The sequence below is a fragment of the Rhizobium sp. NPDC092011 genome (assembly GCF_044756305.1).
GTDB lineage: Bacteria > Pseudomonadota > Alphaproteobacteria > Rhizobiales > Rhizobiaceae > Rhizobium.
In genome coordinates this window covers 660,729-684,673 of record NZ_JBIVSO010000001.1, presented here as the reverse complement: position 1 = coordinate 684,673, position 23,945 = coordinate 660,729, and the positions used below count along the sequence as shown (strand labels likewise).

Annotated in this window: 20 protein-coding genes; 6 read left to right on the top strand and 14 right to left on the bottom strand. The window is 59.2% G+C overall.

Features of this window, described 5'->3' with window-relative positions; genetic code table 11:
• Positions 1–166: 166 nt before the first annotated feature.
• From ACIQJ2_RS03335 to ACIQJ2_RS03275, 13 genes are all read right to left on the bottom strand, one after another.
• The gene (locus ACIQJ2_RS03335; protein WP_199146494.1) at positions 167–355 is read right to left on the bottom strand and encodes a hypothetical protein; all 189 of its coding nucleotides are present in this window, start codon (positions 353–355) and stop codon (positions 167–169) included.
• A 38-nt stretch (positions 356–393) separates the two neighbouring features.
• Positions 394–1,191, bottom strand: coding sequence for a class I SAM-dependent methyltransferase (locus ACIQJ2_RS03330; protein WP_400665735.1), 798 nt, complete (start codon positions 1,189–1,191; stop codon positions 394–396).
• Positions 1,192–1,424: 233 nt separating this feature from the next.
• Positions 1,425–2,297 (bottom strand): NAD(P)H-binding protein, encoded by an 873-nt coding sequence (locus ACIQJ2_RS03325; protein ID WP_400665737.1) that lies wholly within the window; start codon positions 2,295–2,297, stop codon positions 1,425–1,427.
• Positions 2,298–2,397: 100 nt separating this feature from the next.
• Positions 2,398–3,255, bottom strand: a complete 858-nt coding sequence (locus ACIQJ2_RS03320; RefSeq protein WP_400665739.1) for a helix-turn-helix domain-containing protein — start codon at positions 3,253–3,255, stop codon at positions 2,398–2,400.
• Positions 3,256–3,516: 261 nt separating this feature from the next.
• The gene (locus tag ACIQJ2_RS03315; protein WP_400665741.1) at positions 3,517–5,637 is read right to left on the bottom strand and encodes a carboxy terminal-processing peptidase; all 2,121 of its coding nucleotides are present in this window, start codon (positions 5,635–5,637) and stop codon (positions 3,517–3,519) included.
• A 483-nt stretch (positions 5,638–6,120) separates the two neighbouring features.
• Positions 6,121–7,353, bottom strand: coding sequence for a cyanate transporter (locus ACIQJ2_RS03310; protein ID WP_400665743.1), 1,233 nt, complete (start codon positions 7,351–7,353; stop codon positions 6,121–6,123).
• A 3-nt stretch (positions 7,354–7,356) separates the two neighbouring features.
• Positions 7,357–7,830, bottom strand: a complete 474-nt coding sequence (locus ACIQJ2_RS03305) for a nucleoside deaminase (RefSeq protein WP_400665745.1) — start codon at positions 7,828–7,830, stop codon at positions 7,357–7,359.
• 26 nt (positions 7,831–7,856) lie between these two features.
• On the bottom strand, positions 7,857–8,501 hold the full coding sequence (locus ACIQJ2_RS03300; RefSeq protein ID WP_400665747.1) for a flavin reductase family protein: 645 nt from the start codon (positions 8,499–8,501) through the stop codon (positions 7,857–7,859).
• 11 nt (positions 8,502–8,512) lie between these two features.
• A complete protein-coding gene (locus tag ACIQJ2_RS03295) occupies positions 8,513–9,667 on the bottom strand; it encodes a M24 family metallopeptidase (RefSeq protein ID WP_400665749.1) in 1,155 nt (384 codons plus the stop codon).
• Between the two features lie 69 nt (positions 9,668–9,736).
• Positions 9,737–11,326: an ABC transporter substrate-binding protein gene (locus ACIQJ2_RS03290; RefSeq protein WP_400665751.1), complete on the bottom strand. Its 1,590-nt coding sequence runs from the start codon at positions 11,324–11,326 to the stop codon at positions 9,737–9,739.
• A gap of 31 nt (positions 11,327–11,357) precedes the next feature.
• Positions 11,358–12,962 (bottom strand): ABC transporter ATP-binding protein, encoded by a 1,605-nt coding sequence (locus ACIQJ2_RS03285; RefSeq protein ID WP_400665753.1) that lies wholly within the window; start codon positions 12,960–12,962, stop codon positions 11,358–11,360.
• Between the two features lie 3 nt (positions 12,963–12,965).
• Positions 12,966–13,838, bottom strand: coding sequence for an ABC transporter permease (locus ACIQJ2_RS03280; RefSeq protein WP_400665755.1), 873 nt, complete (start codon positions 13,836–13,838; stop codon positions 12,966–12,968).
• Positions 13,838–14,779, bottom strand: coding sequence for an ABC transporter permease (locus ACIQJ2_RS03275; protein ID WP_400665757.1), 942 nt, complete (start codon positions 14,777–14,779; stop codon positions 13,838–13,840). Before ACIQJ2_RS03275 ends, ACIQJ2_RS03280 begins: the two co-directional genes overlap by 1 nt.
• A gap of 228 nt (positions 14,780–15,007) precedes the next feature.
• On the opposite strand from ACIQJ2_RS03275, the gene ACIQJ2_RS03270 reads away from it, so the two are divergent.
• A complete protein-coding gene (locus ACIQJ2_RS03270) occupies positions 15,008–15,706 on the top strand; it encodes a GntR family transcriptional regulator (protein ID WP_199149290.1) in 699 nt (232 codons plus the stop codon).
• Positions 15,707–15,835: 129 nt separating this feature from the next.
• Here ACIQJ2_RS03270 and ACIQJ2_RS03265 read toward each other — a convergent pair whose 3' ends face one another.
• On the bottom strand, positions 15,836–16,558 hold the full coding sequence (locus ACIQJ2_RS03265; protein WP_400746483.1) for an AraC family transcriptional regulator: 723 nt from the start codon (positions 16,556–16,558) through the stop codon (positions 15,836–15,838).
• 138 nt (positions 16,559–16,696) lie between these two features.
• On the opposite strand from ACIQJ2_RS03265, the gene ACIQJ2_RS03260 reads away from it, so the two are divergent.
• The 5 genes from ACIQJ2_RS03260 to ACIQJ2_RS03240 all read left to right on the top strand — a co-directional run bounded on the left by ACIQJ2_RS03260 (position 16,697) and on the right by ACIQJ2_RS03240 (position 23,876).
• Entirely contained in the window at positions 16,697–17,830 is a 1,134-nt protein-coding gene (locus ACIQJ2_RS03260; RefSeq protein WP_400665761.1) for an MFS transporter, read from the top strand.
• 198 nt (positions 17,831–18,028) lie between these two features.
• Positions 18,029–18,370 carry a hypothetical protein gene (locus ACIQJ2_RS03255; RefSeq protein ID WP_400665763.1) on the top strand — a complete coding sequence of 114 codons (342 nt, stop codon included), beginning with the start codon at positions 18,029–18,031 and terminating at the stop codon, positions 18,368–18,370.
• 293 nt (positions 18,371–18,663) lie between these two features.
• Positions 18,664–20,682, top strand: coding sequence for a methyl-accepting chemotaxis protein (locus tag ACIQJ2_RS03250; RefSeq protein ID WP_400665765.1), 2,019 nt, complete (start codon positions 18,664–18,666; stop codon positions 20,680–20,682).
• Between the two features lie 332 nt (positions 20,683–21,014).
• Positions 21,015–22,193, top strand: a complete 1,179-nt coding sequence (locus ACIQJ2_RS03245) for a M20 aminoacylase family protein (protein WP_400665767.1) — start codon at positions 21,015–21,017, stop codon at positions 22,191–22,193.
• Between the two features lie 897 nt (positions 22,194–23,090).
• On the top strand, positions 23,091–23,876 hold the full coding sequence (locus ACIQJ2_RS03240; protein ID WP_400665769.1) for a BPL-N domain-containing protein: 786 nt from the start codon (positions 23,091–23,093) through the stop codon (positions 23,874–23,876).
• The last annotated feature ends 69 nt before the right edge of the window (positions 23,877–23,945 follow it).

Here is a 23,945-nt window from a genome sequence, read left to right as displayed (position 1 = left end):
TTCTTCTGGTGATCGCATTGCTAATCGACATGCTCCTCATCGTGTGGATAGTTCGCTTCGCCTGATAGGTAGGCTTGCGGATTCGTCAGTGACTCCAATTCTGAAGCTGCCGACCTCGATAAGGTCGACCTTGTGGATCGATGGACGCCTCGGCTTGTAGTCACGATTAGATTGCGCCGAATAACCAAGCCAGAAGCAGAAGGATGGAGATAAGTGCCAGCCACATCGACAATCGCTCCCGCAAGCTGCGCTTGGCGTTCTCTTTGGAAATGACCTGATACGCGCGTGTTCGAATCTTCTCAGCGTCCCCGTCAAGGTCGCGTGTCCTGAAATGCTGTCCAGTTTCGTTCTGCAAGATAGTGTCTCCAGCCTCTCCTCGGAATACCGAGTCGTTCACGCAGCTTTTCGACTGATGAAAAGGGCTGTCTCCTTTTCGGTTTCTAGCACGCCTCTTCCAGCTTGAAATGCGTCAGCAATCGCCGAGCGCAACTCGGAAAGTTGTGCTTCGTTGGCTCCCTCGCCGGGTGGATAAGAGGTGAGCGTAAGGAATATGTCTTCGGGGTCTGTCACTCGCATGCGCGCGGGATACTGGGCCATGGCGACATTTCCGAACTGAGTTTGCATGAGCTGTTGTGCGGCCTCGTAGCCGAAGGCGGCTCCGGCGGGATCGTAGGGAGAGCTGCCGAATACCCTCGTCAGCTCATATATCTTGCGCATATTGCCAATGCCATTGGTCGTCACCGCGAGAAAGCCGCCCGGTTTCAGGACGCGATGCATTTCCGCCGCGCACTTGGCCGGCTCCGGCAGGTGATAGAACATATGCATAGCGACGACGGCGTCAAAAGAGCCATCGGCAAAAGGCAAAGCTGCAGCGTCGGCTTGGCGGCCTGTGATGCTGCCAAGGGGCAGGGGCGTGCATCGTTCGACGGCTTCCGCAACCATGCCCGGCGAAAGATCGCAGAGCGTCAGGTTCAAATTCCCGGACAAGGACGCCGCAGTTGCTGCCCAAAACCAACCCGGGCCGCAGCCGACATCAAGAATGCGATCGCCCGATTTCAGCGGGAGCTGTTGCGCCACCCATGGAAACCACCCGAGTTCGGCAATGGTATGTTCGCTGTAGAGACGGGCGCGTGCGGCAAGCTTTCTGCTGTCCGCATATTGCTTGTCGTTGCCTGAGGTTATGGACGACATGATCGGCTACCTTCTGATCCAGATCGCTAATGTTCTGGACCTCTAACAGGTTGCTGCACTGAAGTTGCGTTGCGCCCGACAATAGAGGTTTTGTCTGTTTCTGCAATGATAGATTGCAGGCGGCTCGGCGCGCAACGCCATTCATTCACGGCAGCGCAATCACTAATCGAGGTCGCCAAGGCAGCCGGTGCCGGTAGAAGGCCTTGTTCTGCTGCTCGCTGGAAAGGCAGCTCTCATGCGCGAAGAAGCGGCCTTAGCGCGTCCATCATCTCCGTGCTGCCCCGACGGATCTCGCCCGCATCGCTTTCGGCATCTATCCTGCCGGCGTTATGCGCGATGTAGAGCTCTACCAGCAGCCGCGCATAGCTTTCGGAAAGGCCCGCTCGCATCAGCACGCCCTGCCATTCCGTTTCGGGCAAGGGGAGGGTGGCGACCGTCCGGCCGGCGAGCAGGCCCATCGCCGCGGCGATGTCGTTCGGCGTGTAGCGACGCGGACCCTCGGCATGGACGATACGCAGCTTCGCATCATCGCTTTCCAACAGCAGTCCGGCTGCGATGGAACCCACATCGAAGGCGGAGACGATGGGAAGCAGCTTGGTCTGATCGTGATAGAAGCTCGGCAGTTGGCCACTTTCAGCAGCCACCTTGATCAGGCGTGCCCAGTTTTCCATATGCTCGGCCGATCGCAGGAATATCAGTTTGGAATCCAGCGTGCGGAGCCGCGCCTCCAATGAATGGAAAATCAGGGTAACGCCAGTTCCGGCGCTATGTTGTGCGCCATAGTCGGAGATGGCGAGGACCTGACGGGGATTGGCCGCTGCCAAAGCTTCGGCCATCGTTTCGATCAATTGCAGCATTTTTGCATGCGCCGGCTCGGCACGGATGTCGACCGGGCAGATGACTTGAACGGCATCGGCGCCCTTCATTGCAGCCACGAGGGTGCCGTGGTCGTTCAGGTCGGCGATGGCGATTTCGCAGCCGAGGTCTGAAAACATCTGTGCCTTCCCCGGGTCGCGAAGGACAGCGCGCACCGGCATGCCCTTTTTGCGCAATGCGGTGATGGTTGTGCGGCCAACTTTGCCGCTGGCGCCTAGAATGACATGCATCGTCTCTTCTCCTGTTCGTCTGCCGGCAACGCTAGCGACTGGCACACTGCAGTTCGCACAGGTTTGGCCGATTGATTGCAGGTTCGGACGATAATCGGCGTCAGGAATGCATTCGCACGATCATGCCGGGGGTCAGCCCCAGAAGTCGACGCATCCAATGCGTCATATGGCTTTGATGGGCAAAACCGGCGGCCAGCGCGATCTGGGCCAGCGGCATGTCTGCCGTCAGGAGGAGCGTTTTGGCGCGCTCGACACGGCGCGTCAGGACATATTTGTGAACCGGCATGCCGAAGGTGGCATGAAACAGCGGCTTTAGATGCGAGATGCTGAGCCCTGCAACGATGGCAAGATCGGCCAGGGACAGGGATTGATCGATATGATCTTCGATGAAATCGGTCAGACGGCGTTGCTGCCGGCTGCTCAATGCTGCACGATCATTGCCTGCTGTTGCCGACCCCCGCCCATTATTGTCCACGAGGCGGATTGCCAGGGCCATACCCAAGGTCTCGGCATAGGTGCTGTCGGATGGCACGGTTGCCTCGATCTCCGCCTTGATGGCCCAGGCGATTGACTCGAGCCGGGCATCGCGAAGCTGAAATCGCGGAGCAAGAGAAACGGTTTCGGAGTCTTGCCCAAGTTCCCGGGCGGCTGCCTGCAGGAGTTCCGGCCGGATGGTCAATCGCAGAATGGTGCAATCACGATCATCTTCCCACCAGCCATCCAGTCCGGCGGGAACGATGTCTATATCGCCGTGCTTTTGCTGACGGCGAAGTTCCTGCCCATCGCATTGGCAATGCGCGTTTACGGCCCTGCCGAAGTGAATGCCCAAGCGATGGCTCTCCGTTCCCGGCACATGCGTGCGGCCGGCGCGAATATGGAGAAACTCCGCCCCCAAACCCTTCCAGCCGCGATCCCTACTGGAAAGGAGAGTAGCGGCCGAACTGCTGAGATGATCCATGATCCCGTTCCTACCAGGCCTATCTCACCGGAGTTGAGGTAACGGCCTGTCGAAATTATAGGGAAATTCGCGCAATCGGTCGAGACATCTGACAATCGTCCCTCAGTGGAAACGAAGGCTGAGGAGTCTTGCGTGGAACGATGCCGGCATGGTTGTCCGGCATGGCTTTGATCAGCCATACGGCTCCATGAGGCTTCCGCACAAACAAAGCGGCCCCGGCTGATGGACCGGGGCCGCGTGAGTACTATTCTTGTCGAAGGGTTATTTTCCGTCGCCGGTTCCCGAGCGCTGCGCGGTGGTCTTCGACACGCTCGACTGAAGGTTCGCCTCGTCGGCAACGATCGTGGCGGCCTCGTTCAAAAGGACGTCCTTGGCGTTTTTGCGTGCCTTTTCCAGCGCGATATCTGCACTCAGGCTGCGCTCGTTTGCCTGCAGGCCGTCGTCTTCGCTGTTGTCGACGCCATCGTTGACCTGTTCGCGTGACTTCAGGCGTTTTGCCTGAGCGTTCATTTCATCGCGTCGCTCGGCTTCATTGAGAGATAGAGACTGCTTTTCGCGCTGCTGCTTGAGCACGGCGACATCCTCAACGAAGCGTTGGAAATCGCGATCATCCTTGACGCGTTCATCATGGAGCTTTTGCAGTTCCGGCAGCAACGCCGCAACGTTTCCTGACGGCGTGTATTTAGCCGGCTTTACTTCCGTCCACGGCAGGGCGTTGTCGAAACTTGCCTCGCCGAAGGTCTTCGGATCCGAAAGGCCCGGCAGGGTGATATCGGGCGTCACGCCACGCAGCTGCGTCGTACCGCCATTCACGCGGAAGAATTGAGCAACCGTCAATTTCAGCTCGCCGAATTTCGGTTTGCTGTTGTGGGCGATCTGGTCGAGATTGACCACTGTCTGGACGCTGCCCTTGCCAAAGCTGGGTTCACCGATGATCACACCGCGACCATAATCCTGGATCGCCGCAGCAAATATCTCAGAGGCCGAGGCCGAGCCGCGATTGATCAGCACGCCGACCGGACCGGTCCAGGCCGGCGTCGGAAGGTCATCGCTTTCGACCTCCACCTTGCCGCCTGCATCGCGCTGCTGAACCACCGGGCCTTTGCCGACAAACAGACCCGTCAGGTCGATCGCCTCAGAGAGCGAACCGCCGCCATTGTTGCGCAGGTCGACCAGAACACCGTCGACCTTATCCTGCTTCAGTTCGGTGAGCAGCTTGGCGACGTCGCGGCTGGCGCTTCTATAGTCCTTGTCGCCCCTGCGGCGTCCCTCAAAGTCCTCATAGAAGGCCGGGAGGGTGATGACACCGATCTTGCGCGTAGTGTCGCCATCCTTCACCGAAAGAAGGGTTTTCTTGGCCGCCTGCTTATCGAGGCTGATCTTGTCGCGCACCAGGCTGATGATCTTGTGTTTGCCATCCGGCCCGGCATCGGCCGGCAGAATGTCCAGGCGAACGACGGAGCCTTTCGTGCCTCGGATCAGCTGCACGACTTCATCGAGGCGCGTTCCCACAACTTCCTTGATGGGACCATTGGCGTCTTGGCCGACACCGGTGATACGGTCGCCGACGGCAAGCTTGCCGGACGATTGTGCAGGACCGCCGGGCACGAGTTCGCGGATAGTGGTGTAGTCGTCTCTTTCCTGCAGAACTGCGCCGATACCGACGAGCGACAGCTTCATAGAAATATCGAATTCCGCGGAAGCACGTGTACCGAAATAGTCGGTGTGAGGGTCGATCGATTTCGTGTAGGCGTCCATGAACGTCTCGAAGACGTCGTCGCTCTTGTATTTGTAGGCGCGCTCCAACGAGTTCTGATAGCGCTTGTCGAGCGTCGTGCGGATAGCATCGTCGGTCTTGCCGGCCAGCTTCAGGCGCAGCCAATCGCTCTTGACGCGCTTGCGCCACAGATCGTTGCTTTCCGCGTCGGTTTGCGGCCAGGGCGCTTTGTCGCGCTGCAGGGAGTAGCTTTCCTTCACATTGAAATCGAAGCCTTGCTTGAGCAGGCTGCGCGCATAGGTCATGCGATCGACAACGCGCTGCTCATAGACATTGAAAATCGAAAACGGGATCCGCAAGTCTTCCTTGTTGATGGCATCGTCGATCTTGGTGCTGTCGGTCATGAACTTGTCGATATCCGACTGCATGAAAAGAACCCGATCCGGATCCAGGGATTTGATAAATCGATCCATGACCTTGACCGACAAGGCGTCGTCGAGGGGAAGCGGCCTATAGTGGAAGCGCTCGAGAAACTGCGCGCTCAAATGCGCTGCCTGCGCCTGCTGTTGCAGCGGCGCCAAAACTGGCGGTGCGGCAGCTTCCAGAGCATATGCCGAGGGGGCAAGTGCCAGGAACATGCCGAGGAAACCAAGTTGTATACGCATTAAGCTCTGATCCGATTCTCAACGTTGAGTGTTTAATGTGTGATGTTCGTGGAACAATTATGGTTTTTTGGCAACTGGATCGTGCCAGAAAAGCATGAGGGGGCTTTTTGGTCAAAATGAGCAACACCACACGTTTGTGAACTCATTTGATATGGGGGAAGCCGATTTTGGGCCTAATGGTTCCGCACCGTAGCCGGTTGAATTGGCCCGGAGCAGCCGGGGTAGTGCCGTGATCCTGTCCCCGGCCGCGCGCCGCGGGTGGGTCATTTCCCGCGCATGGGCAAACCCAAGTGCTTAATTTTTATGGAAATCTTGCTCTGAAACAGCCCAAGCGCGATGCAAGAAACCTATTCCGGAGGTCGCTCCGGCTCTGACATAACAATTGAGGTGTTCGAAATTTTCGGCCGCGACCGTTTTCGGTCCGGAACGGTTGATCGAGAATTGTGCGGTCTCACGCGTGGCCAATCGGGAGGACGCGCGGCATCAGGGACTGGAATGCGCGGAGCCATCCTGATCTGTCGCCAGCGCCTGATGCATCGGCGGCATCGCCTTGTGGTAGCTGTGAGAAGCCAGACGCTGCACCAGCGCCACGACGATGACCACGCAGGTCAGGTGCAGCAGCCAGCCGGCCTGAAAGCCACCCGTCAGATCATGAAGGACGGCGACGATCCACGGTGGGACGGCAGCGATCAGGAAGCCGCCGCCCTGCATCAGGGCCGACAGCGCACCGGCGTGGCCGGCATCGGACAGATGATCGAGCGCCACCACCAGCGACAGGGCAAAGCAACCGCCCAATCCGGCGCCCACCAGCCCGGCCCAGGCAAAGGGGGCGAGCTGCGGCCAGAAGGCGAGGCCGGCAAAGCCGGTGGCCTGAAAGATCAGTGTCAACCACAACCACGGTCGGCGATCGCCCTCGCGGCCGATCAATAGAGGCAGGACAAGGGCGAATGTTGCCTGACAGATTGCCATGACGGCTAGAAGGTTTCCCGTCGCCGCGCCGCTCCATCCCTGCGCCTGATAGTAGGGTGACAGCCAGGCAACTGCGGATGAATAGCCGCCATTGACGAGGCCGAAACAGGCCATCAGCAACCAGGCACGCGGTCGTCTCAACAGATGGGCCGTGACGTTACCGCCGGATGTGCGTCGATCGTCTGCCGGCAAGTAGAAGGCGGCAAGCACGAGGGCGATGACAGCCGGTATGGCAAGCCAGGCAAGCCCAGCGTGCCATGTTCCTGCGGCGTCCGCAACGACGGGCGCGGCCTTCGCGCCGAGCGCGCCGCCGCCCATCAGCATCGAGGAATAGAGACCCATCACCGCTGCGACACGCGCTGGGAATATCCGCTTGATGATGCCGGGAAATACCGCCTGAACGATGGCGACCCCAAACCCGATGACCGCTGCAGTCCCAACAAGCTGCCAGCCGCTGGCGGAAAAGAAACGCAGCAGCGACCCGATGCCCAATATCGCTAGAGCGGCCAGGATCAATCGACGCGCACCGAGTGCGCTCTGAAGGGACGGTCCGACAAAGGCGACGACCCCCATCAAGACCATCGGCACCATTGTCAAGAGCGACATGCCCTGAAGGCCAAGGCCCGTCTGCGTGTGAATGTCTCCGGCAAGCGGCCCGACCGCTGTTATGAACGGCCTTAGATTGAGCCCGACGATGGCAACGACGACCAAAAGCGGAAGCAGGGAAGGGGAGGCGGCATTCTTCATGATTCAGAGCCGCTCGTCCTGACGGCGCTTCCATTCGGCATAGAGATCGGGCTGGTTTTCAAGGCGGGTGGGAACGTAGCGGATCGTCATCGATTGCTCGGCAAAGGGCTTTGCCAGATCTTCATAGATGGCCGCGGTCGACAGCCCGAACGGCGCGCCGTCATCGTTGGAATAGGCGTAGGAAACTGCTTTCACGCCCGCGAGGCGCATCGCCGCCATGCACATCGGGCAGGGGTGGCCGCTGGCATAGACGGTGCAGCCCTGAAGATCGGGCGATTTCAATTTCTGGCTGGCGAGGCGAAGCGCCGTCATTTCCGCATGTGCCGTCGGGTCGTTGGTGCTGAGGATCTCGTTGACGCCCGTCGCGACCACTTTGCCGTCCTTGACGACGACGGCACCGAAAGGGCGGCCGCCATTTTGGGAGTTGGTCCGTGCAAGCTCAATGGCCTCGCAGAGGAAGTGTGTTTCATTGTCCATGACGTTCTCTCTTGTTTTCGCCCCCGTCACGCGAGCCTCGGCGTCAGCATTTCAAATCTGTCCCGGATCGTGGAGCAGGTATCGCCGCCGAGCCGCGCGATTGAATCGATGATGTTCGGATCGACGTGCAGGCCCTCATCGACGGCGCCTGGGTGATAGTGGGCAAAGATGATCTCGCCCATGATGATCTGACGCGATTTGCCAAGCTCCAGTGTCAGATGCCGGCGGCATTCGAACGAGGCCGGAGCCTCCTTTATCCAGGGTGAGGCAACCTTTTCGCCGGGCATGGCGGTCAGGCCGGCCTCCTTCATTTCGTCGACCCCGCGCGGATATTTCGTACCGCAGACATGCATCGCTTCAGCGATGGCATGGGAGACGATATTGACCGTAAAGACTTCCGTCATGCGGACGTTGTGGCCGGTATCCTTGAAGGAGACGTCGGGATTGTTCTCGACGCCGATCGCCACGATCGGCGGATCGGCCGAAAGGCAGTTGAAGAAGCTAAACGGGGCTGCGTTGAAGCGGCCATGTTCGTCGACCGTCGTTACCAGCGCGATCGGGCGGGGAATGATCGTGCCGATCATCAGCTTGTAGCGTTCACGTGCATTGAGCAGAGTGAAATCGAAGGCGGTCCTGCTGTCTGAGGCGTCGCTGTTTGCGCTCATATCCATGATGCCCTCGTTTACTTCACGCCAAAAATGGCTTCATCGCCGCTTAAGGATTCAAATCCGCTTGCGGTCAAAACTGCCGGCATGCTGGCGCCGACGCAGCCGATCCCATCCTCGTAGAGGCAGGGCGTTACGTGGAAGCACATGGCTTCCTCAAGAACGACATCATGATTGCGTCGGATTGCCATGACGTCGTCCTCGCCCCAGCCGGGCGGGAAGGACGCACCGATGCTGTAGGCAGGCCGCGTAACCATCCACTCTGCAAAGCCGCGGCCTTCGATGACGCCTTCGAATATGCGTGCGGCCTCATGAGAGGTCATGCCGGGGCGAACGCGGGCAAAGCCCTCGTCGAGCGCTTCCTTGCATACCTCGAACATGCGCCGCACCCGGTCCGCCGGTTCTCCGATCGAATAGAACCGAAAGATCGGCGTGTGGTAGTCGTGGATCGATGCGGCCGGCTCGATATTGACCAATTCTCCGCGGGAAATCGGCGCGCCGCACCAGGTCACATGCGCACGCGCGGTGCGGGCCCCGGCGCAGACATTCGCCATTTTGACCGGCCGGTGGCTGCCATTCGCAAGCATGCTGTTGGTGACGACGGCGGCAAGCGTGGTATCGGTCATGCCCTCATGCAATGCCTCAAAGCCGTCACGGCAAGATTGTGCCGCGATCCGACCTGCCTTGCGCAGAAGTTCGATTTCCGCGGGGCTCTTGATGCGGCGCAGCTGCTCGACGAGGCCGGACGCGTTGAGAACCGCATCGTCCTTCGGGCGAACGAAGCCCCGCAAGGCCGTCTGAACCGTCGCATATTCGACGGCGATCGTGGCTCTGGAGGGTACAAAATCGGCCAGCGTCCGTTCGAGAATGGCCGTATAGTCCTGTCCGTCCCGAACGCCCACGCCTTCGTCGGCCCAGATGTTGCCTTTCAGCGCCCGGATGTTGCTGAGTTCGGTCAGCCGCATGACCCAGATCGCCTTGCCGTCCGCCCGAACGATGAGGGATGTCGCGCCATAGGCGAGGGAGCCGAAGCCGGTCAGGTAGTACATGTTTTCGGCCGAGTTGAACACGCAGGCATCGATGCCGCGCTCAGTCATGAGTTTTCTCAGGGCATCTCTGCGTGCGAGATACTCTTGAGGTTCGAAGGGTAAACGATCGTAATCGGTCGACATATTATCTGCTCACTATTTCAGGGAGATCGTATGGAAGGGCGCGCCGGAGCACCCTTCTTCGAGGTTGCGTCAATCGCTCTTCTTGATGTTCCAGAACACCGGTACGTCCTGGGTCGTGAGCACGCCGGAGAGCTTGTTCGAATAGGCGACGAAGGTGTTCCATTGGCCGAGCGGAACATGGTGGCCGGTTTCGAAAGCGCGCTTCGAATACTCGGCCGCGACGGCCTTCTGAGCCTCGAGGCCATCGGCGAGCGCCCATTTCAGGCGCAGATCCTCAAGCGTCTTGTCGCAGGGCCAGCCGAAGATGCCCTTGTCGCAGGCAGCCGAAAACGTGATGCTCCAGACCGGATTGGCGACCACCTGTCCGCCGACATAGGAGTGAAGCAGGTTCCAGCCGCCCTTGTCGGCCGGCTCCTTGGAATTGCGGCGTTTCAGGACGGTCGCCCAGTCCATTGCCTGCACATCGACGGCAAGGCCGATGTCCCGCATGGCCTGCACGGTGACGACGGTTTCCGGATGCACGATGCTTTCATCGGTCGGGTCGAGAATGACGATCGGCTTGGAAAAATCCCAGCCTGACTCCTTGAAAAGCGCCTTGGCTTTCGCCGGATCGGGTGCCTTCAGTGCGTCCAGTCCGGCGTCCGTCTCCATCGGGCTGCCGCAGATGAAGAATGAGGCGCAGGTCTTGAAGTAGTCGGGGTTGCCGTTGACCGCCTGCAGATAGGCCTGCTGGTTGGTCAGGTAGAACATGGCCTGACGCGCCTTCGGATTGTCGAAGGGCGGCTGGGTGTGATTGAAGAAAAGCGTACCTTGTGTGCCAGTCTGGTTTATGACCTTTGTCTGTAGATTGCCCGCCGCCTCGATCACCGGCAGAAGGTCCAGCGACGGATTTTGCCAGAAATCGATCTCACCGCTCATCAACGCTGATAGCGCAGTCTGCTGGTCCTTGATGATATCCCATTCGACGGTGTCGAACTGCGCCACCTTTCCGCCGGCCAAGCCGCTTGCCGGTTCCTTTCGCGGAACGTAGTCAGCGAACTTCTCGTAGACCACCTTGCTGCCGGGGATCCATTTGTCCTTATCGAACTTGTAGGGGCCGGAGCCGGTATAGTCGGTGATTTCCTTGTAGGGATCGGTCTCGGCGATCCGTTTTGGCATCATGAAGGGCACGTTCGACGCGACCTTGCTGAGAGATTCCAGCACGATGCCGTAGGGCTCCTTGAATTCGAGCTCGAAGGTCTTGTCGTCGACGACGCGCATTTCCTTCAGCTCGCGCGCCATCAGCTGCCCGGCTGCATCGCGGGCCTGCCAGCGCTTCAATGAGGCTACGCAGTCCTCCGCCTTGACTGGCTGGCCGTCATGCCATTTCAGCCCGTCGCGCAGCGTGAAGCGATAGGTCTTCTTATCGGCCGAAAGCTGCATGTCCTGCACCATTTCCGGCTGCGGCTTGAAATGCTCATCGAGCGCGTAGAGCGTGTCATAGATCATGAAGCCGTGCATCTTCACGATGTCGGCGGTCGAGCCCATCGGATCGAGCACTTGAAGATCGGCGCTCGGCACGATCTTGAGGGTGTTTTCCGCCCAGGCGTTCCCCATGCATGACAGCAGGATAGCTGAAGCGAGCAGAGCTTTGCGGGTGGCTTTCATCGGATTAAACATGGTTATTCCCCTTCTTATTCATGGCATTTCCTCACGCCGGAAGCTTCTGCTCCGCCCGGCCGGGTATCGAGGCGAGCAGTTCGCGCGTATATCGGTGGGACGGGGCGGCGAAGACGGTGGATACGGCCCCCTGCTCGACGATTTCCCCACGGTGCATGACGATCAGCCGATCACAGATCTGCGCTGCGACGCGCAGGTCGTGCGTGATGAAAAGAATGGCCAGGTCGAAGCGCTTCTGGATATCGTCGATCAAGCGCAGGACCTGCGCCTGAACCGAGACGTCGAGGGCGGATACGGCCTCGTCCGCCACCAGAATGTCGGGCTCCATCGCCAGCGCCCGCGCAATCGAGATGCGTTGCCGTTGGCCGCCGGAAAACTGATGCGGGAAACGATCGACGGCATGGGGCTCCAGCCCAACGAGCTGCATCAGCTCACGGGCTCGTTCCAAAGCCTCGTTCTTGCTTTGGCCGAAATTCATCGGTCCTTCGATGATCGATTGTCCGACCGTGCGGCGCGGGTTGAGCGATCTGTAAGGATCCTGAAAGACCATCTGCATGCGCTGCCGCAACGTCCGGCCGTCCTTGCTGCCCGGCAGGTCGATGCCGCCGGATGATGGTGCGATCAGTTGCATGACGCAGCGGGCGAGTGTGGACTTGCCGGAGCCGGATTCGCCGATAATGCCGAGCGTCTCTCCGCGCCTCACGGAGAGCGAGGCTTCCCGCAGGGCATGGACGGTGCGGCGGTCGCGGAACAGGCCGCCGCTATGGTAGGTCTTCGTCAGCGCGTTGACCTCGAGCGCGACCGCGCCGGTGACGACGTGGCCGCTTCGCTTCGGCTCCAGAGTTGGGACCGAGGCGATCAGCATACGCGTATAATCCGACGTGGGCGCATTGAGCACCTGATCGACGGTACCTTGCTCGATCATCTTGCCGGCTCTCATCACGACGACGCGATCGGCAATCTCGCGCACGACGCCGATGTCATGGGTGATGAACAGGACGCCCATGCCACGCTCACGCTGCAGCTCGCGAATTTGCAGCAGGATCTGCGCCTGGGTCGTGACATCAAGCGCCGTCGTCGGCTCGTCGGCAATCAGCAGTTTCGGCTGAAGAATCAATGCCGCTGCAATGAGGACACGCTGGCGCTGGCCGCCGGAGAGTTGATGCGGGAAGGCATGATAGAGCTTTTCAGGATCGGGCAGGCGAACTTCCGCCATGGCGGCGACAACCTTGTCGAAGCGCTCCTTGCGCGACAGGGAGAGATGGGTTCGCAAGACCTCGTCGATCTGTTTGCCGACCGCTTGCACAGGGTTCAATGCTGTCATCGGCTCCTGGAAGATCATGCCGATGCCGCGGCCGCGCAGATCCCGCATCTCGCCAGGGCTCGCCTTGGTGATATCCTTTCCTTCAAACAGGATATGGCCAGCGGGCTTTGGGAATACTTTCGGCAGCAAGCCCATGATGGATTGGGCAGTGACCGATTTGCCGGAGCCGGATTCGCCCACCACGCAGACGATTTCACCTGGCGCGACAGAAAGCGAGATATGATCGACCGCAAAGCCACGATCGCCTCCACCGGGAAGAGGGATGGCGAGGCCCTGGACCTCAATGACAGGAGTGGCCGTTTTCATCAGCATTCCTCACATCCCCTTTGCAATTCGAGGGTCGAGGGCATCGCGTAAGCCATCCCCGAGCAGATTGATCCCAAGTACGGTCAGAGCCAGGAAAAGGCTCGGCAGGAAGACAAGGCGCGGTGCGACCTGGAAAAAGGTGCGCCCCTCCGAAATCATGTTGCCCCAGCTGGGAATTTCAGGCGGCAGGCCGGTCCCTAGGAAGCTGAGGCCGGCTTCGATGAGAATCGCGGACGCGCAGATGTAAGTGCCAAGCACCATCAGAGGTGCGTAGGTGCTGGGAAGCAGATGGCGGAAGAGGATTGCCGGTGTGGATGTTCCGACGGAGATCGCCGCTTCGACATAAGGCTCCTCACGCACGGTCAGCACGACGCTGCGCACAAGCCGAACGACGCGCGGGATTTCGGGAACGGTGAGTGCGACGACGACAGTTGCGATGCTGGCGCGGGTGAGCGAGACGAGCGCGATCGCCAGCAGGAATGTCGGGATCGCCATCAGGCCGTCCATGATGCGCATGACCACGGCATCGACCCAACGAAAATAGCCTCCGACCAGACCGATCGTGACGCCGACAACCAGTGCTGCCGTTGCGACGCAGAGCCCGATCAGCATGGAGCTGCGCGCGCCGTAGATGGCGCGGCTGTAAACGTCGCGGCCGAACAGGTCGGTGCCGAACCAGGCAAGTTCCGATGGCGGTTTCAAACGCATGCCCGGGGCAATGCGGCCAGGATCGACCGTGCCGAGATAGGGAGCGAAGATCGCTGCGAGGGCGATCGCCATGATGAGTAGACCGCCGACAAGAACGGACGGATGGCGCAAGAATGGTGGCAGCGAACGCTTTGTCGAGGTCGGCGCAGCGGAAAGAGAAGCCGAGGAATTCATCAGTACCGCACCCTTGGATCGAGGAACGCATAGGCAATGTCAATGATCAGGTTGATCAGGACATAGACGCCTGAGAACATCAGGATCACGCCCTGGATCACCGGGTAATCCCGCTTCAGGATCGCATCGACCACGAGGCGCCCGACGCCGGGAATGTTGAATACCGTTTCGATCACCACGACGCCGCTGATCAGGAGCGCGACCCCGATGCCGATGACGGTCAGGATCGGGATGGCGGAGTTGCGCAAGGCGTGCCTCGTCACCACGATGCGTTCCTTGACACCCTTGGCCCGGGCGGTGCGGATAAAGTCTTCGCCCATCATCTCGAGAACGCTTGCCCGCGTGATGCGTGCGATGAGAACGAGATAGGCAAGCCCCAATGTCATCGTCGGCAGCGCGATGCTGGACAGGAAGGGGAGGACACCCCCGCGAATGCTCGAGAAGCCTTGGACCGGCAGGAGATGCAGGTGCAGCGAGAACACGTAGATCAGGCAATAGCCCAGCACGAAGACCGGAATGGAGAAACCAAGGACGGAGACGAGCATCAAAATCCGGTCGAGCCAGCTACCCGCGGTAGCGCCGGCAATCGTTCCGAGCGGAATCGCGATCACGATCGAGAAAACGAGTGTCGTCAAAGCAAGAGACGCGGTCGGTTCGAGGCGCTGGAGAATGAGTTGTGTGACCGGGATGTTCGAGAAGATCGATGTGCCCAGATCGCCATGCAGGAGCGAGCCGATCCATATGATGAACTGGCTTGTCAGAGGCTGATCGAGCCCGAGCGTCGTGCGGATGCGCTCGATCGTGGCAGCGTCCGCATTGTCGCCGGCAATCACGACCGCCGGGTCGCCAGGGCTGAGCCGCAGCAGCAGGAAGACGACGATCGAGACAACCAGGATCACTGGCACAAGGCCGAGCATTCGTTTGATGACGAAGGCAAGCATGTGATTGTTCCCAATTTTTGAATTCTATTATTGTATGCAATCTATGGCTATTAATGCATGCATTTTGTGTTCGGTAAAGCATCTTTTGGCCCAATGACGCAAATAGTGATCTCGCAAGTCGCCTCTGCGGGCAGACACTTCAGCGTTTCAAGGCAATAAATGGCTGGACACATACGATCTTCGTATGCAATTCGATGGGTCAAATCGATTGAACAGTAGGAGCCAGGAATGGCGAAGAAGACGAGCGATGCAGGTGGTGGCCGCTCTCAGGCCGTTCATCGCGCATTGAAGCGCGCGATTATCGACCAAGCACTGCCGCCGGGGTCAAAACTGCCTGAGGATTCGATTGGCGAGCGCTTGGGTGTCAGCCGCACGCTGGTTCGCGAAGCGCTGGTTCGCTTGAGCCAGGAGGGGCTCGTGGAGCTGCGTCCGAATAAGGGGGCTGCCGTTGCCCGACCGAGCCTGGAGGAAGGGCGGAACCTCTTTCTCACGCGGATGGCGTTGGAACGACTTGTTGTCGAAACGCTTTCGGGAAACCTGACGCGAGAGCAGATCGACACTCTGTCTGCGCATATTGCCGGCGAGGAAGCGGCCAGGACCGAGCATGCTGCATCGATCCGTCTCGCCGGCGAATTCCATACACTTCTCGCGCAGATGACCAACAATGCCAGCCTTATTCGCTACGTGAACGAGCTGGTTGCCAGAAGCTCTCTGATCCTTGCCCTTTACGGCCGCCCCCACTCTTCGGAGTGCGCCGTGTCCGAGCATCGCGAGCTGCTGGACAAGTTGATTGCCGGCAAGACCGATGAGGCGGCCGCGCTCATGGCGCATCACCTCGATTCCATAACAGCGCGCGCTTTGCTTCCGACGGAAAACAGCATTCAGGACGTGCTTGCGACCTACGCCGTCGCTGAAGGCCTGGCCTAGTGTGTGTGCTTCCCTTCGGAAGCCTAAAGACGCTCTATCTTTTTTTGAATCTACGCATCAGCCCGAAAATCGATGTCGATTTTCGGGCTGATGCGTAGGAGATCAAGTCTTTCTCGGGCCCGGTGACTTTTATTGCTGCAGGATGTAGCGGCGCGGCGTCTGTCCGGTCATCTGGCGAAAGAATGCGATGAATGCGCTATCGCTTGCGAAGTCCAGCTCGAAGGCGACCGATGTGACGCTCTGACCCGACGCCAGAAGGTCTACCGCGTGCAGGAGGCGCCAGTTCTGACGCCAGGCCTGATAGCTCATGCCCGTCTCACGACGGAAAATACGGGTGAGCGTACGGGCACTCACGGCGAGCCGCAGGGAGAGCACCTCAAGCTCTGGGGGCAGCTGCTCCAGATCGAGCCGGGCCAATCGAGGATCGGTCGGCACCGGCAGAAGCATAGGCTCGTGCCGCGCGGCGCGTAGCTCATCCAGGCAGACGGCAAACAGATTGTGTGCGGCTCCCTGCGACCAGTCAGTATCGAAAGGTTCGTGGCTGATCCGCTCGAAGACCTCTCGCAGAAGCGGCGTCATCGACAGGATGGCTGGTTCAGGCGCAATCGGCTCGATCCGTGCGGGATCAAGATAGATCGAGCGATATTCGACCTCGCCTTGAATTTGTACGCGGTGTTCGATCCCCGGCGGAATCCACATCAGCCGGATCGGCGGCAGCATCGAGATCAGCCTCGGCATCGTGATTCTGATCGACCCCGCATAAGCAAACAGCAACTGGCCCCTGTCGTGCCGATGAAGGAGGGAATCATGTTGCACAAGCCGTGATGCAATGCCGGTGATTGGCTCGGCCATCTCGTCGGGATCAAAGAGGGCGTCAGGAGCGATCCAAGGCATTGTCCGATTTCCAATGTTTTTTGTCCTTTTATTTGTAACCGACATGCCGACCTGTGGCTAGAAGGTGAGAAATCGTCTCTCATCTTTGGAACGCCCATGTCTTCTCGTCCGCCGCTTATGCTTATCATCCTGTTGCTCAGCTTTCCCCAGATCGTCGAAACGATCTATAGTCCGGCCCTCCCGCTGATCGCGAACCGTTACCAGGTCGGGCCGGAAGATGCCGGGCAGACCTTGTCGCTCTGGTTCATCGGCTTTGCCCTTGGCGTCGTGGTTTGGGGAAGGCTTTGCGATCTATGGGGACGTAGGCCGGCATTACTCGCCGGCTTGACCCTCTACGCGCTTGGTGCGGGCTGGGCGCTGATCGCGCCTGACTTCATTCATTTGCTCGGAGCGCGGCTCCTGTCGGCTTTCGGCGCAGCGGTCGGGTCGATTGTCACGCAAACGGCATTGCGCGATAGTTATAGCGGTGAAAGCCTAGGCCGCGTCTTCTCGCTTCTCGGAATGGCGTTGGCGATAAGCCCCGCGGTCGGCATGCTCGCGGGCGAAGAGATCGCGGTCACGACCGGGCATGAAGGGGTCTTTGCGGCGCTTGGGCTGCTTGCAGCAGCATTGCTCACCGCAAGCTGTATTCTCTGGCCGGAAACATTGCCGGCATCAATCGCGGTGGTCCCCTTCCGATCGACGCTCCGGCGGATGCTGCTTGACGGGGCGATCTGGCGCTGCGCCATGTTGGTTTCGGTCTTCAACCTTGCGATTTTCGGCTACTATCAACTCGGCCCCTTTCTATTTGCTGGACTGGAAGGATCGTGGATCGATTTCGGTCGCAGCGGCATTGTGCTGGCGGCAGCTTCCGTGATCGCTGCCGTTGCGAATTCCCGGCTGCTGCGGCGTGGGTGGAGCGTGGAGAAGCTCACGCGTTTCGGTATTCTCCTGTTGGCTGCCGGCGCCATGCTCGTCATGCTGTTTGCAAGGGGGCCTGCCATTCTGCTCGGGATGGCGGTGATCGCCGGCGCCTATGCGATCGCAATTCCGAACATCCTTTCGCAGGCGCTGAAGGCCTATGCCGATCGTCTCGGCACCGCCGGCGCGATCCTTAGCCTGTTCTACTACAACTTGCTGGGGGCAGGGCTTCTTCTGGCGGGCGTGGTCCAGAGACTGGATCTTGTCTTGATCGCATGCGCGACCACTGCGGCCTTAGCTTTTTTCTACCCGAGATCCAGACCGAATTGACAACCAGCACCCCGAAAGCTCGGCCTGCGACATATGGAGCCAAGCACCACGAGAAATAGAGCTTGCCGTTGCACCCGCGTCGCGATGCCCGCTGATTCAGCGACATCTTCCTGCGCCTCACCCGTTTGGGGGAGGCGGGTTCTTTGCAGACGGCATCTAAATGCACGTTACACAGCACCGCAAATGGGGGAACCGGTGATGCTAAAAGTTTATTTTCCAATAAGTTATATAGACGTACCGGCAAGCGAGCCGCATCCCGCCGGCACTTGGTACAGGGTTTCGAAGGGTATGGAACACTGGAGCATCGACGAGCCGCGCTATGTTTACAAGGTTCAGATGCTTCGTAGCGGCGTCATCGCTGGCCAAGCGTCCCCATCCTATCCCGAAGACGGTGGTGACTTTGAAAGGGTCATTGATGCGATGAGAATGCTGCGCGAAGGCGGTGGCAGAAATGGCCGGGGCATGATGACCGCAGCTGGCGACAAGCCCGGAATGCCATTGCACGAGGTACACCAGATGCTTGGCTCGCATATTCTCTGACAAGCAAAAATTGCATCGGGCCAAATACAATGCGGCCAGATCATGCAACGCAAGCTGTGGAGCGTGAAGCTGTGTTGGGTGGGTGAAGCTGATCTTCCGCATAAGCGAGTAAAAAACGTTTTTACGCGGAGAAGATTGCCAACATTATCAATTCGCTAACCAAACTAAGCAACTCTCGCAAACATTCCGGCGATGTCGTCGGGCTGAATAGACATAAATGTGTGGCATGACTTCTTGACGTCAGAAATGACTTCGGCGCGGCAACAGAGATGCACACCCAGGACATTTCGACCATGAGAATAAAGACGCAGTTTATCGTTCTCGCCGCGGCCGCCGGTGTCGCGATTACAGGGTTGATCGGCAGCCTCTGGGGTTATGCCGGCGCCGTCGGAGAAGTCGCCAGCGCCTATGATCAGAAATACAAATCCTACCTTCTGGCCGAGAATTTTCGCCGATCCTCCGACGATTTGACCCGCATGGCTCGAACCTATGCGGAAACCGGCGATCCCTCGTTCAAAAGCCAGTACAACGCCGTCATCGAGATCCGCAACGGAACGCGCCCGCGCCCGCAGGACTATAACCGGATCTACTGGGACTTCGTAGCTGGCGGCGATCCCAAGCCGCGCCCGGACGGACCGGCCGTTTCGCTTCAGGATCTGATGAAGCAAGCAGGTTTCACCGATGACGAGTTCGCGCTTCTTGCCGAAGCGGGCAAGCGCTCGGATGCGCTGGTGAAGATGGAAACCGAGGCGATGGGCCTGGTGGACAATGCAGCTACCTTGGGGCCACAGGCCAAGGCAAAAGCTGCTGCCATGCTCGATTCCCCAGAATACCATAGGTTCAAAGCCGACATCATGAAGCCGGTCGATGCCTTCTTCGTGAAGCTCGAAGACCGAACCCAGGGAGCAGTTGATCAGGCGAATGCCAGCGCTTCCTTCTATTGGATGCTGACCATCGCTGCGATGTCGGCGCTTGCCTTGATGTTGATGATCATCGGCCTCGTGACATTCAAGCGCATTATCGGGGGCATGAACAAGCTTGGTCATTCCATGAAGCAGGTGGCCGAAGGGCAGCTTGATCTCGACATCGGCCTTGCCAGGAACAATGACGAGATCGGCGACATGGGCAAGGCGCTCGAAGTCTTCCGCCAGGGCGCCATCGCCAACCGCCGGTTGGAGCGCGAGGCCGAGGAAGGCCGCAAGCGCGCGGAAGTCGAGCGCATTGCCATGCAGGAGAAGGCGGAGGCAGATGCCGCGGAGCGGCTGCGGGTCGCAACCTCCGGGCTTGCTGTCGGCTTGAAGCGCCTGGCGGGTGGCGATCTAGCCTTTCAGCTCAATGAGGCCTTTGCTCAGGACTTCGAAGCGCTGCGTCACGACTTCAACCGGTCCGTGGCCCAGCTTGGCTCCACGCTTTCCGAAATCTCGAACTCGATTTCGACGATGGACACCGGCACGCGTGAGATTGCCTCGGGAACGGACAATCTGTCCAAGCGCACCGAGCAGCAGGCAGCCTCGCTTGAGGAAACTGCGGCGGCGCTCGACGAGATCACTGTAAATGTCGCCAATTCGAGCAAGCGTACGGAAGAAGCCAAGGATGTCGCCGGCCGTGCCAATCGCGCCGCTGCCGAATCTGCCGAAGTCGTCTCCCACGCCGAGGAGGCCATGCGCAAGATCGAGGAAAGCTCGCAGCAGATTTCCAACATCATCGGTGTCATCGATGAGATCGCCTTCCAGACGAATCTGCTGGCGCTCAATGCCGGTGTCGAGGCTGCGCGCGCTGGGGAAGCCGGTAAGGGTTTTGCCGTGGTGGCACAGGAAGTTCGCGAACTCGCCCAGCGCTCTGCTCAGGCGGCCAAGGAGATCAAGGGGCTGATCCAGAATTCCTCCACGGAAGTCGAGGGTGGCGTCAAGCTGGTGAGGGATGCAGGTTCGGCCTTGAAGACCATCAGCGGCTTTATCGTCGAGATCAACAAGCATATGGAATCGATCGCCACCTCGGCCAAGGAGCAATCGGTCGGCCTCGCCGAAGTCAATACGGCCGTCAATGCGATGGATCAAACGACCCAGCAGAACGCGGCCATGGTCGAAGAATCCAATGCGGCATCCAATACGCTTGCGGGCGAAGCCGTGCGACTGCGGGAGCTTGTCACACAGTTCCGGCTTGAAGGCGCAGCTGCGGCCGGTTCGGTGCGGACGGCGAGAGCGAACGATACCGCTCGCACATCTCCCGCCCGAGCTCTCAACCGGAAGCTCGCCACCGCCTTCAACGGCAATGCCGCTCTTGATGCGAAGAACGAGTGGGAAGAATTCTAAGGAGTAGCCCGCTTCTGCCTTCCGACAACGTTTCTGTCGACCGCGGACCCACTCGCCTCTCTTGCGAGTGGGTTCCATTGTTTGAAACATCGTCTCCCGAGCGGCCCATGGCGCGAACTTTGTAATTTGCGTCACCGACCACGATCTTGGCCTCATTCATCATATCTGCGATGATGCTTTCGTTATCCATCGTGACGCGATCGTTGAGGCCGGTTCGGTCGTCGATATTTCCGAACGGCTGTAAAGTGACTACAAGCTTTTTTCCTGAAACCTGTCCGATCCGGATTACGATCGTTCGCTGCTCCCATCAGACCTTGCAAGAGTAAATTCCCATGACCTTCGATCCCACCCTTGCCGACCTTGCCGAAGAGGCAAAAGGTTGGCGCCGGACCATTCACCAGCATCCCGAGCTTCTCTTTGACCTGCCGAAGACATCGGCTCTCGTTATCGAGAAACTGAAGGCTTTCGGTTGTGATGAAGTGGTCACGGGCCTCGCGAAATCAGGCGTCGTCGCTGTGATCAACGGTAAGCTCGGCAGCGGCAGGACGATTGCCCTTCGCTGTGACATGGACGCCCTGCCGATGTCGGAGCAGACCAACCTGCCGCACGCCTCTAAAGTGCCGAACATGATGCATGCGTGCGGGCATGACGGCCATACCGCCATGCTGCTTGCGACCGCCAAGCATCTTGCCGGCAACCGCGATTTCGCCGGCAAGGTGGTGTTGATCTTTCAGCCGGCCGAAGAAGGCGGCGGCGGTGGCCGCGTCATGATCGAGGAAGGCGTGCTCGAGCGCTTCGGCATCGAAGAGGTCTACGGCATGCACAACGAACCGGGGCTTGCCGTCGGTTCCTTTGCGACCCGCAGCGGCCCCCTCATGGCCGGCGGCGACCGCTTCGTCATTACGATCAACGGCAAGGGCGGGCATGCCGCGTCGCCGCATCTGAGCCACGACCCCGTTGTCGTCATGGCTCACATGATCACCGCGCTTCAGTCCATCGCCTCGCGTTTCATCGATCCTTTCGATCCGGTCGTGGTCTCGATTACCTATGTCAACGGCGGCAACGACAAGGCGTTGAACGTCATCCCGGCCGCGGTGCAGATTGGCGGCACGATCCGCACTATGCAGCCGAAAACGCGGAAGGCAGTGGAAACTCGTTTCCGCGAGGTGGTTACCATGACGGCCAAGGCGTTTTCGGCGGAAGCTGAAATCGACTGGCGCCCCGGTTACCCCGTCACCGTGAACGATGCGGAAAAAACCAAGGTTGCGGTTGCAGCCGCCCGGAGCGTCGCGGGCGATGCGCATGTCGACGACAACTACCCGCCGACCATGGGTTCGGAAGACTTCTCCTATATGTTGGAAAAGCGGCCGGGCGCCTTCATCTGGCTCGGCAACGGCGACAGCGCCGATCTGCACAACCCAGCATACGACTTCAACGATGATGCGATCATCCACGGCGTCAGCTATTGGTTGGCCATCGTCGAACAGCGGTTGGGTGCGGCGCAGAAATAATCAAAAGAGAAGCAGGGATGACGGGCGCGATCGGCGAACTTGTCCGTCGTCAGCCCGTCAAGTGTCATATCACGCCGGGCCGGTCCTGAGGCTCTCTGACAGATTCATTCTCATGAATTCTGACGGTAATGCCCGCGTAATGTGCCGTCATCAGGTTCCTCGCGTACAGCGTGAGTGAAGGAGCCTTTTTCGATGACGATGAATTGGAAAGTCATAGCCGCGATGGTTTTTACGGCGGTATCGATCAGTTCGTGTGACGACACCGGTGACTATCGTAGGCACTGGCGTGACGATGACAGCTATAGGCCACGGTGGCATCGGCCTTACTACGACAGGGATGTATGGGATACTTCGAACCGCCCGAACTCGCCGAATAGACCAAATAGACCGAACAACCCGAATACCTATTGACCACCAAGCCGTTGGCCTTGAAGCTGCGAGCGATCGATTTGATACTTCCTCGATCTCTGGCGGCCTTCTGCCAGTGTCTCCAAGCCCAAAAGGAGGGCGACAAGTGAGCGACCTTCAGATTGGCAAAGCGATGTTGGCAATGCCCGGCATATTCGAATTCAGACGCGTGTTTAGTGCGCCCGCGGTCAACCATCTCCCCATCGATCTTTTTGCGTGTAGACGCTGGCTCTAAGCAATCGACGGCTCGGGTTGGATCATTCTGCCCGGCCGCCTATTGAGCAGGTCCGCCAAGCGCTGTGGCGCCGCTATTTCGGAATAGCAGCCAGAATAATCTTGGCGTGAATCGCTTGGGACCAACCCGATCGCGGAGATCGGCAAGGTGATCCTCACATTCCGACATTGGTACACCCGCAGCGACGCGAGCATCCCATTGTTCCACTCAGCACACGAATAGAGCGAGACGCGTCGAAGCAGCGTGGGCCGACATTGAAATTGGAACAACGAGGTGACATTGAAATGCGCTACTTACGCCCTTTCGCAATGACCCTTATTTCCGCGACGTTTCTGCTGTTCGGCTTGCAACCTTGCTGGTCGCAGCAGGCCGATGCGGAGTCGGGCAAACAACGCCCGCTCGCCTTGATATATCGTGGACCGGCCGGTTGTGACGGTTGCTCGGAAGCAATGGCCAAGGTCCTGGCAGGATCGCGCTACAAATTTCGCGTGGAGTACGTCGGCCCGAAAGATAAGCCGATCAGCGCGGACATCCTTTCCCGGGCTGCACTTTATGTTCAGCCAGGCGGGGGCAATGATGCGGTGGCTGCGGCCAAGAGCATCGGCAAGGACTCCATAGGGGCTGTGCGGGATTTCGTGCGCAGAGGTGGCCGCTATCTTGGCCATTGCATGGGCGCCTATCTCGCGGGGTCGCCTGGATTTGAGCTGATAGCCGGCTCGCCAGAATCTTATGTCGGACGTCCCGGCTCTCTCGTGAAGAATGAGGACGATACGGTGACACCCGTCATTTGGCGGGGCAAGAAGCGCTGGGTCTATTTTCAAGATGGAACCGTTCTACCCAAAAACGGCGCGACGGTTCTAGCAGTTTACCCCAATCACGATATTGCGGCCGCTGTCTACAGTTTCGGCAACGGCCGTGTGGGTCTTGTGGGGCCGCATCCTGAAGCGGACCAGAGTTGGTATGACGAATTCCACCTGAAGGATCCCGATGGCATGGACCTCGATCTTGCGAGGGATTTGCTCGATTCGACCATGAAATAGGTCGATGTTTCACATCAAGGAATGCCGCGACGCCGATGTCGCGGCATTTTCCAAGGTACGTTTCAGCAC

Coding starts and splice junctions, on each gene's coding strand:
- ACIQJ2_RS03275 (WP_400665757.1), bottom strand. CDS start 14,779: ATGCTTGCCTTCGTCATCAAACGAATGCTCGGCCTTGTGCCAGTGATC.
- ACIQJ2_RS03255 (WP_400665763.1), top strand. CDS start 18,029: ATGCTAAAAGTTTATTTTCCAATAAGTTATATAGACGTACCGGCAAGC.
- ACIQJ2_RS03290 (WP_400665751.1), bottom strand. CDS start 11,326: ATGTTTAATCCGATGAAAGCCACCCGCAAAGCTCTGCTCGCTTCAGCT.
- ACIQJ2_RS03320 (WP_400665739.1), bottom strand. CDS start 3,255: ATGGATCATCTCAGCAGTTCGGCCGCTACTCTCCTTTCCAGTAGGGAT.
- ACIQJ2_RS03250 (WP_400665765.1), top strand. CDS start 18,664: ATGAGAATAAAGACGCAGTTTATCGTTCTCGCCGCGGCCGCCGGTGTC.
- ACIQJ2_RS03295 (WP_400665749.1), bottom strand. CDS start 9,667: ATGTCGACCGATTACGATCGTTTACCCTTCGAACCTCAAGAGTATCTC.
- ACIQJ2_RS03245 (WP_400665767.1), top strand. CDS start 21,015: ATGACCTTCGATCCCACCCTTGCCGACCTTGCCGAAGAGGCAAAAGGT.
- ACIQJ2_RS03310 (WP_400665743.1), bottom strand. CDS start 7,353: ATGAAGAATGCCGCCTCCCCTTCCCTGCTTCCGCTTTTGGTCGTCGTT.
- ACIQJ2_RS03305 (WP_400665745.1), bottom strand. CDS start 7,830: ATGGACAATGAAACACACTTCCTCTGCGAGGCCATTGAGCTTGCACGG.
- ACIQJ2_RS03330 (WP_400665735.1), bottom strand. CDS start 1,191: ATGTCGTCCATAACCTCAGGCAACGACAAGCAATATGCGGACAGCAGA.
- ACIQJ2_RS03280 (WP_400665755.1), bottom strand. CDS start 13,838: ATGAATTCCTCGGCTTCTCTTTCCGCTGCGCCGACCTCGACAAAGCGT.
- ACIQJ2_RS03315 (WP_400665741.1), bottom strand. CDS start 5,637: ATGCGTATACAACTTGGTTTCCTCGGCATGTTCCTGGCACTTGCCCCC.
- ACIQJ2_RS03260 (WP_400665761.1), top strand. CDS start 16,697: ATGTCTTCTCGTCCGCCGCTTATGCTTATCATCCTGTTGCTCAGCTTT.
- ACIQJ2_RS03265 (WP_400746483.1), bottom strand. CDS start 16,558: ATGGCCGAGCCAATCACCGGCATTGCATCACGGCTTGTGCAACATGAT.
- ACIQJ2_RS03285 (WP_400665753.1), bottom strand. CDS start 12,962: ATGCTGATGAAAACGGCCACTCCTGTCATTGAGGTCCAGGGCCTCGCC.
- ACIQJ2_RS03325 (WP_400665737.1), bottom strand. CDS start 2,297: ATGCATGTCATTCTAGGCGCCAGCGGCAAAGTTGGCCGCACAACCATC.
- ACIQJ2_RS03270 (WP_199149290.1), top strand. CDS start 15,008: ATGGCGAAGAAGACGAGCGATGCAGGTGGTGGCCGCTCTCAGGCCGTT.
- ACIQJ2_RS03300 (WP_400665747.1), bottom strand. CDS start 8,501: ATGGATATGAGCGCAAACAGCGACGCCTCAGACAGCAGGACCGCCTTC.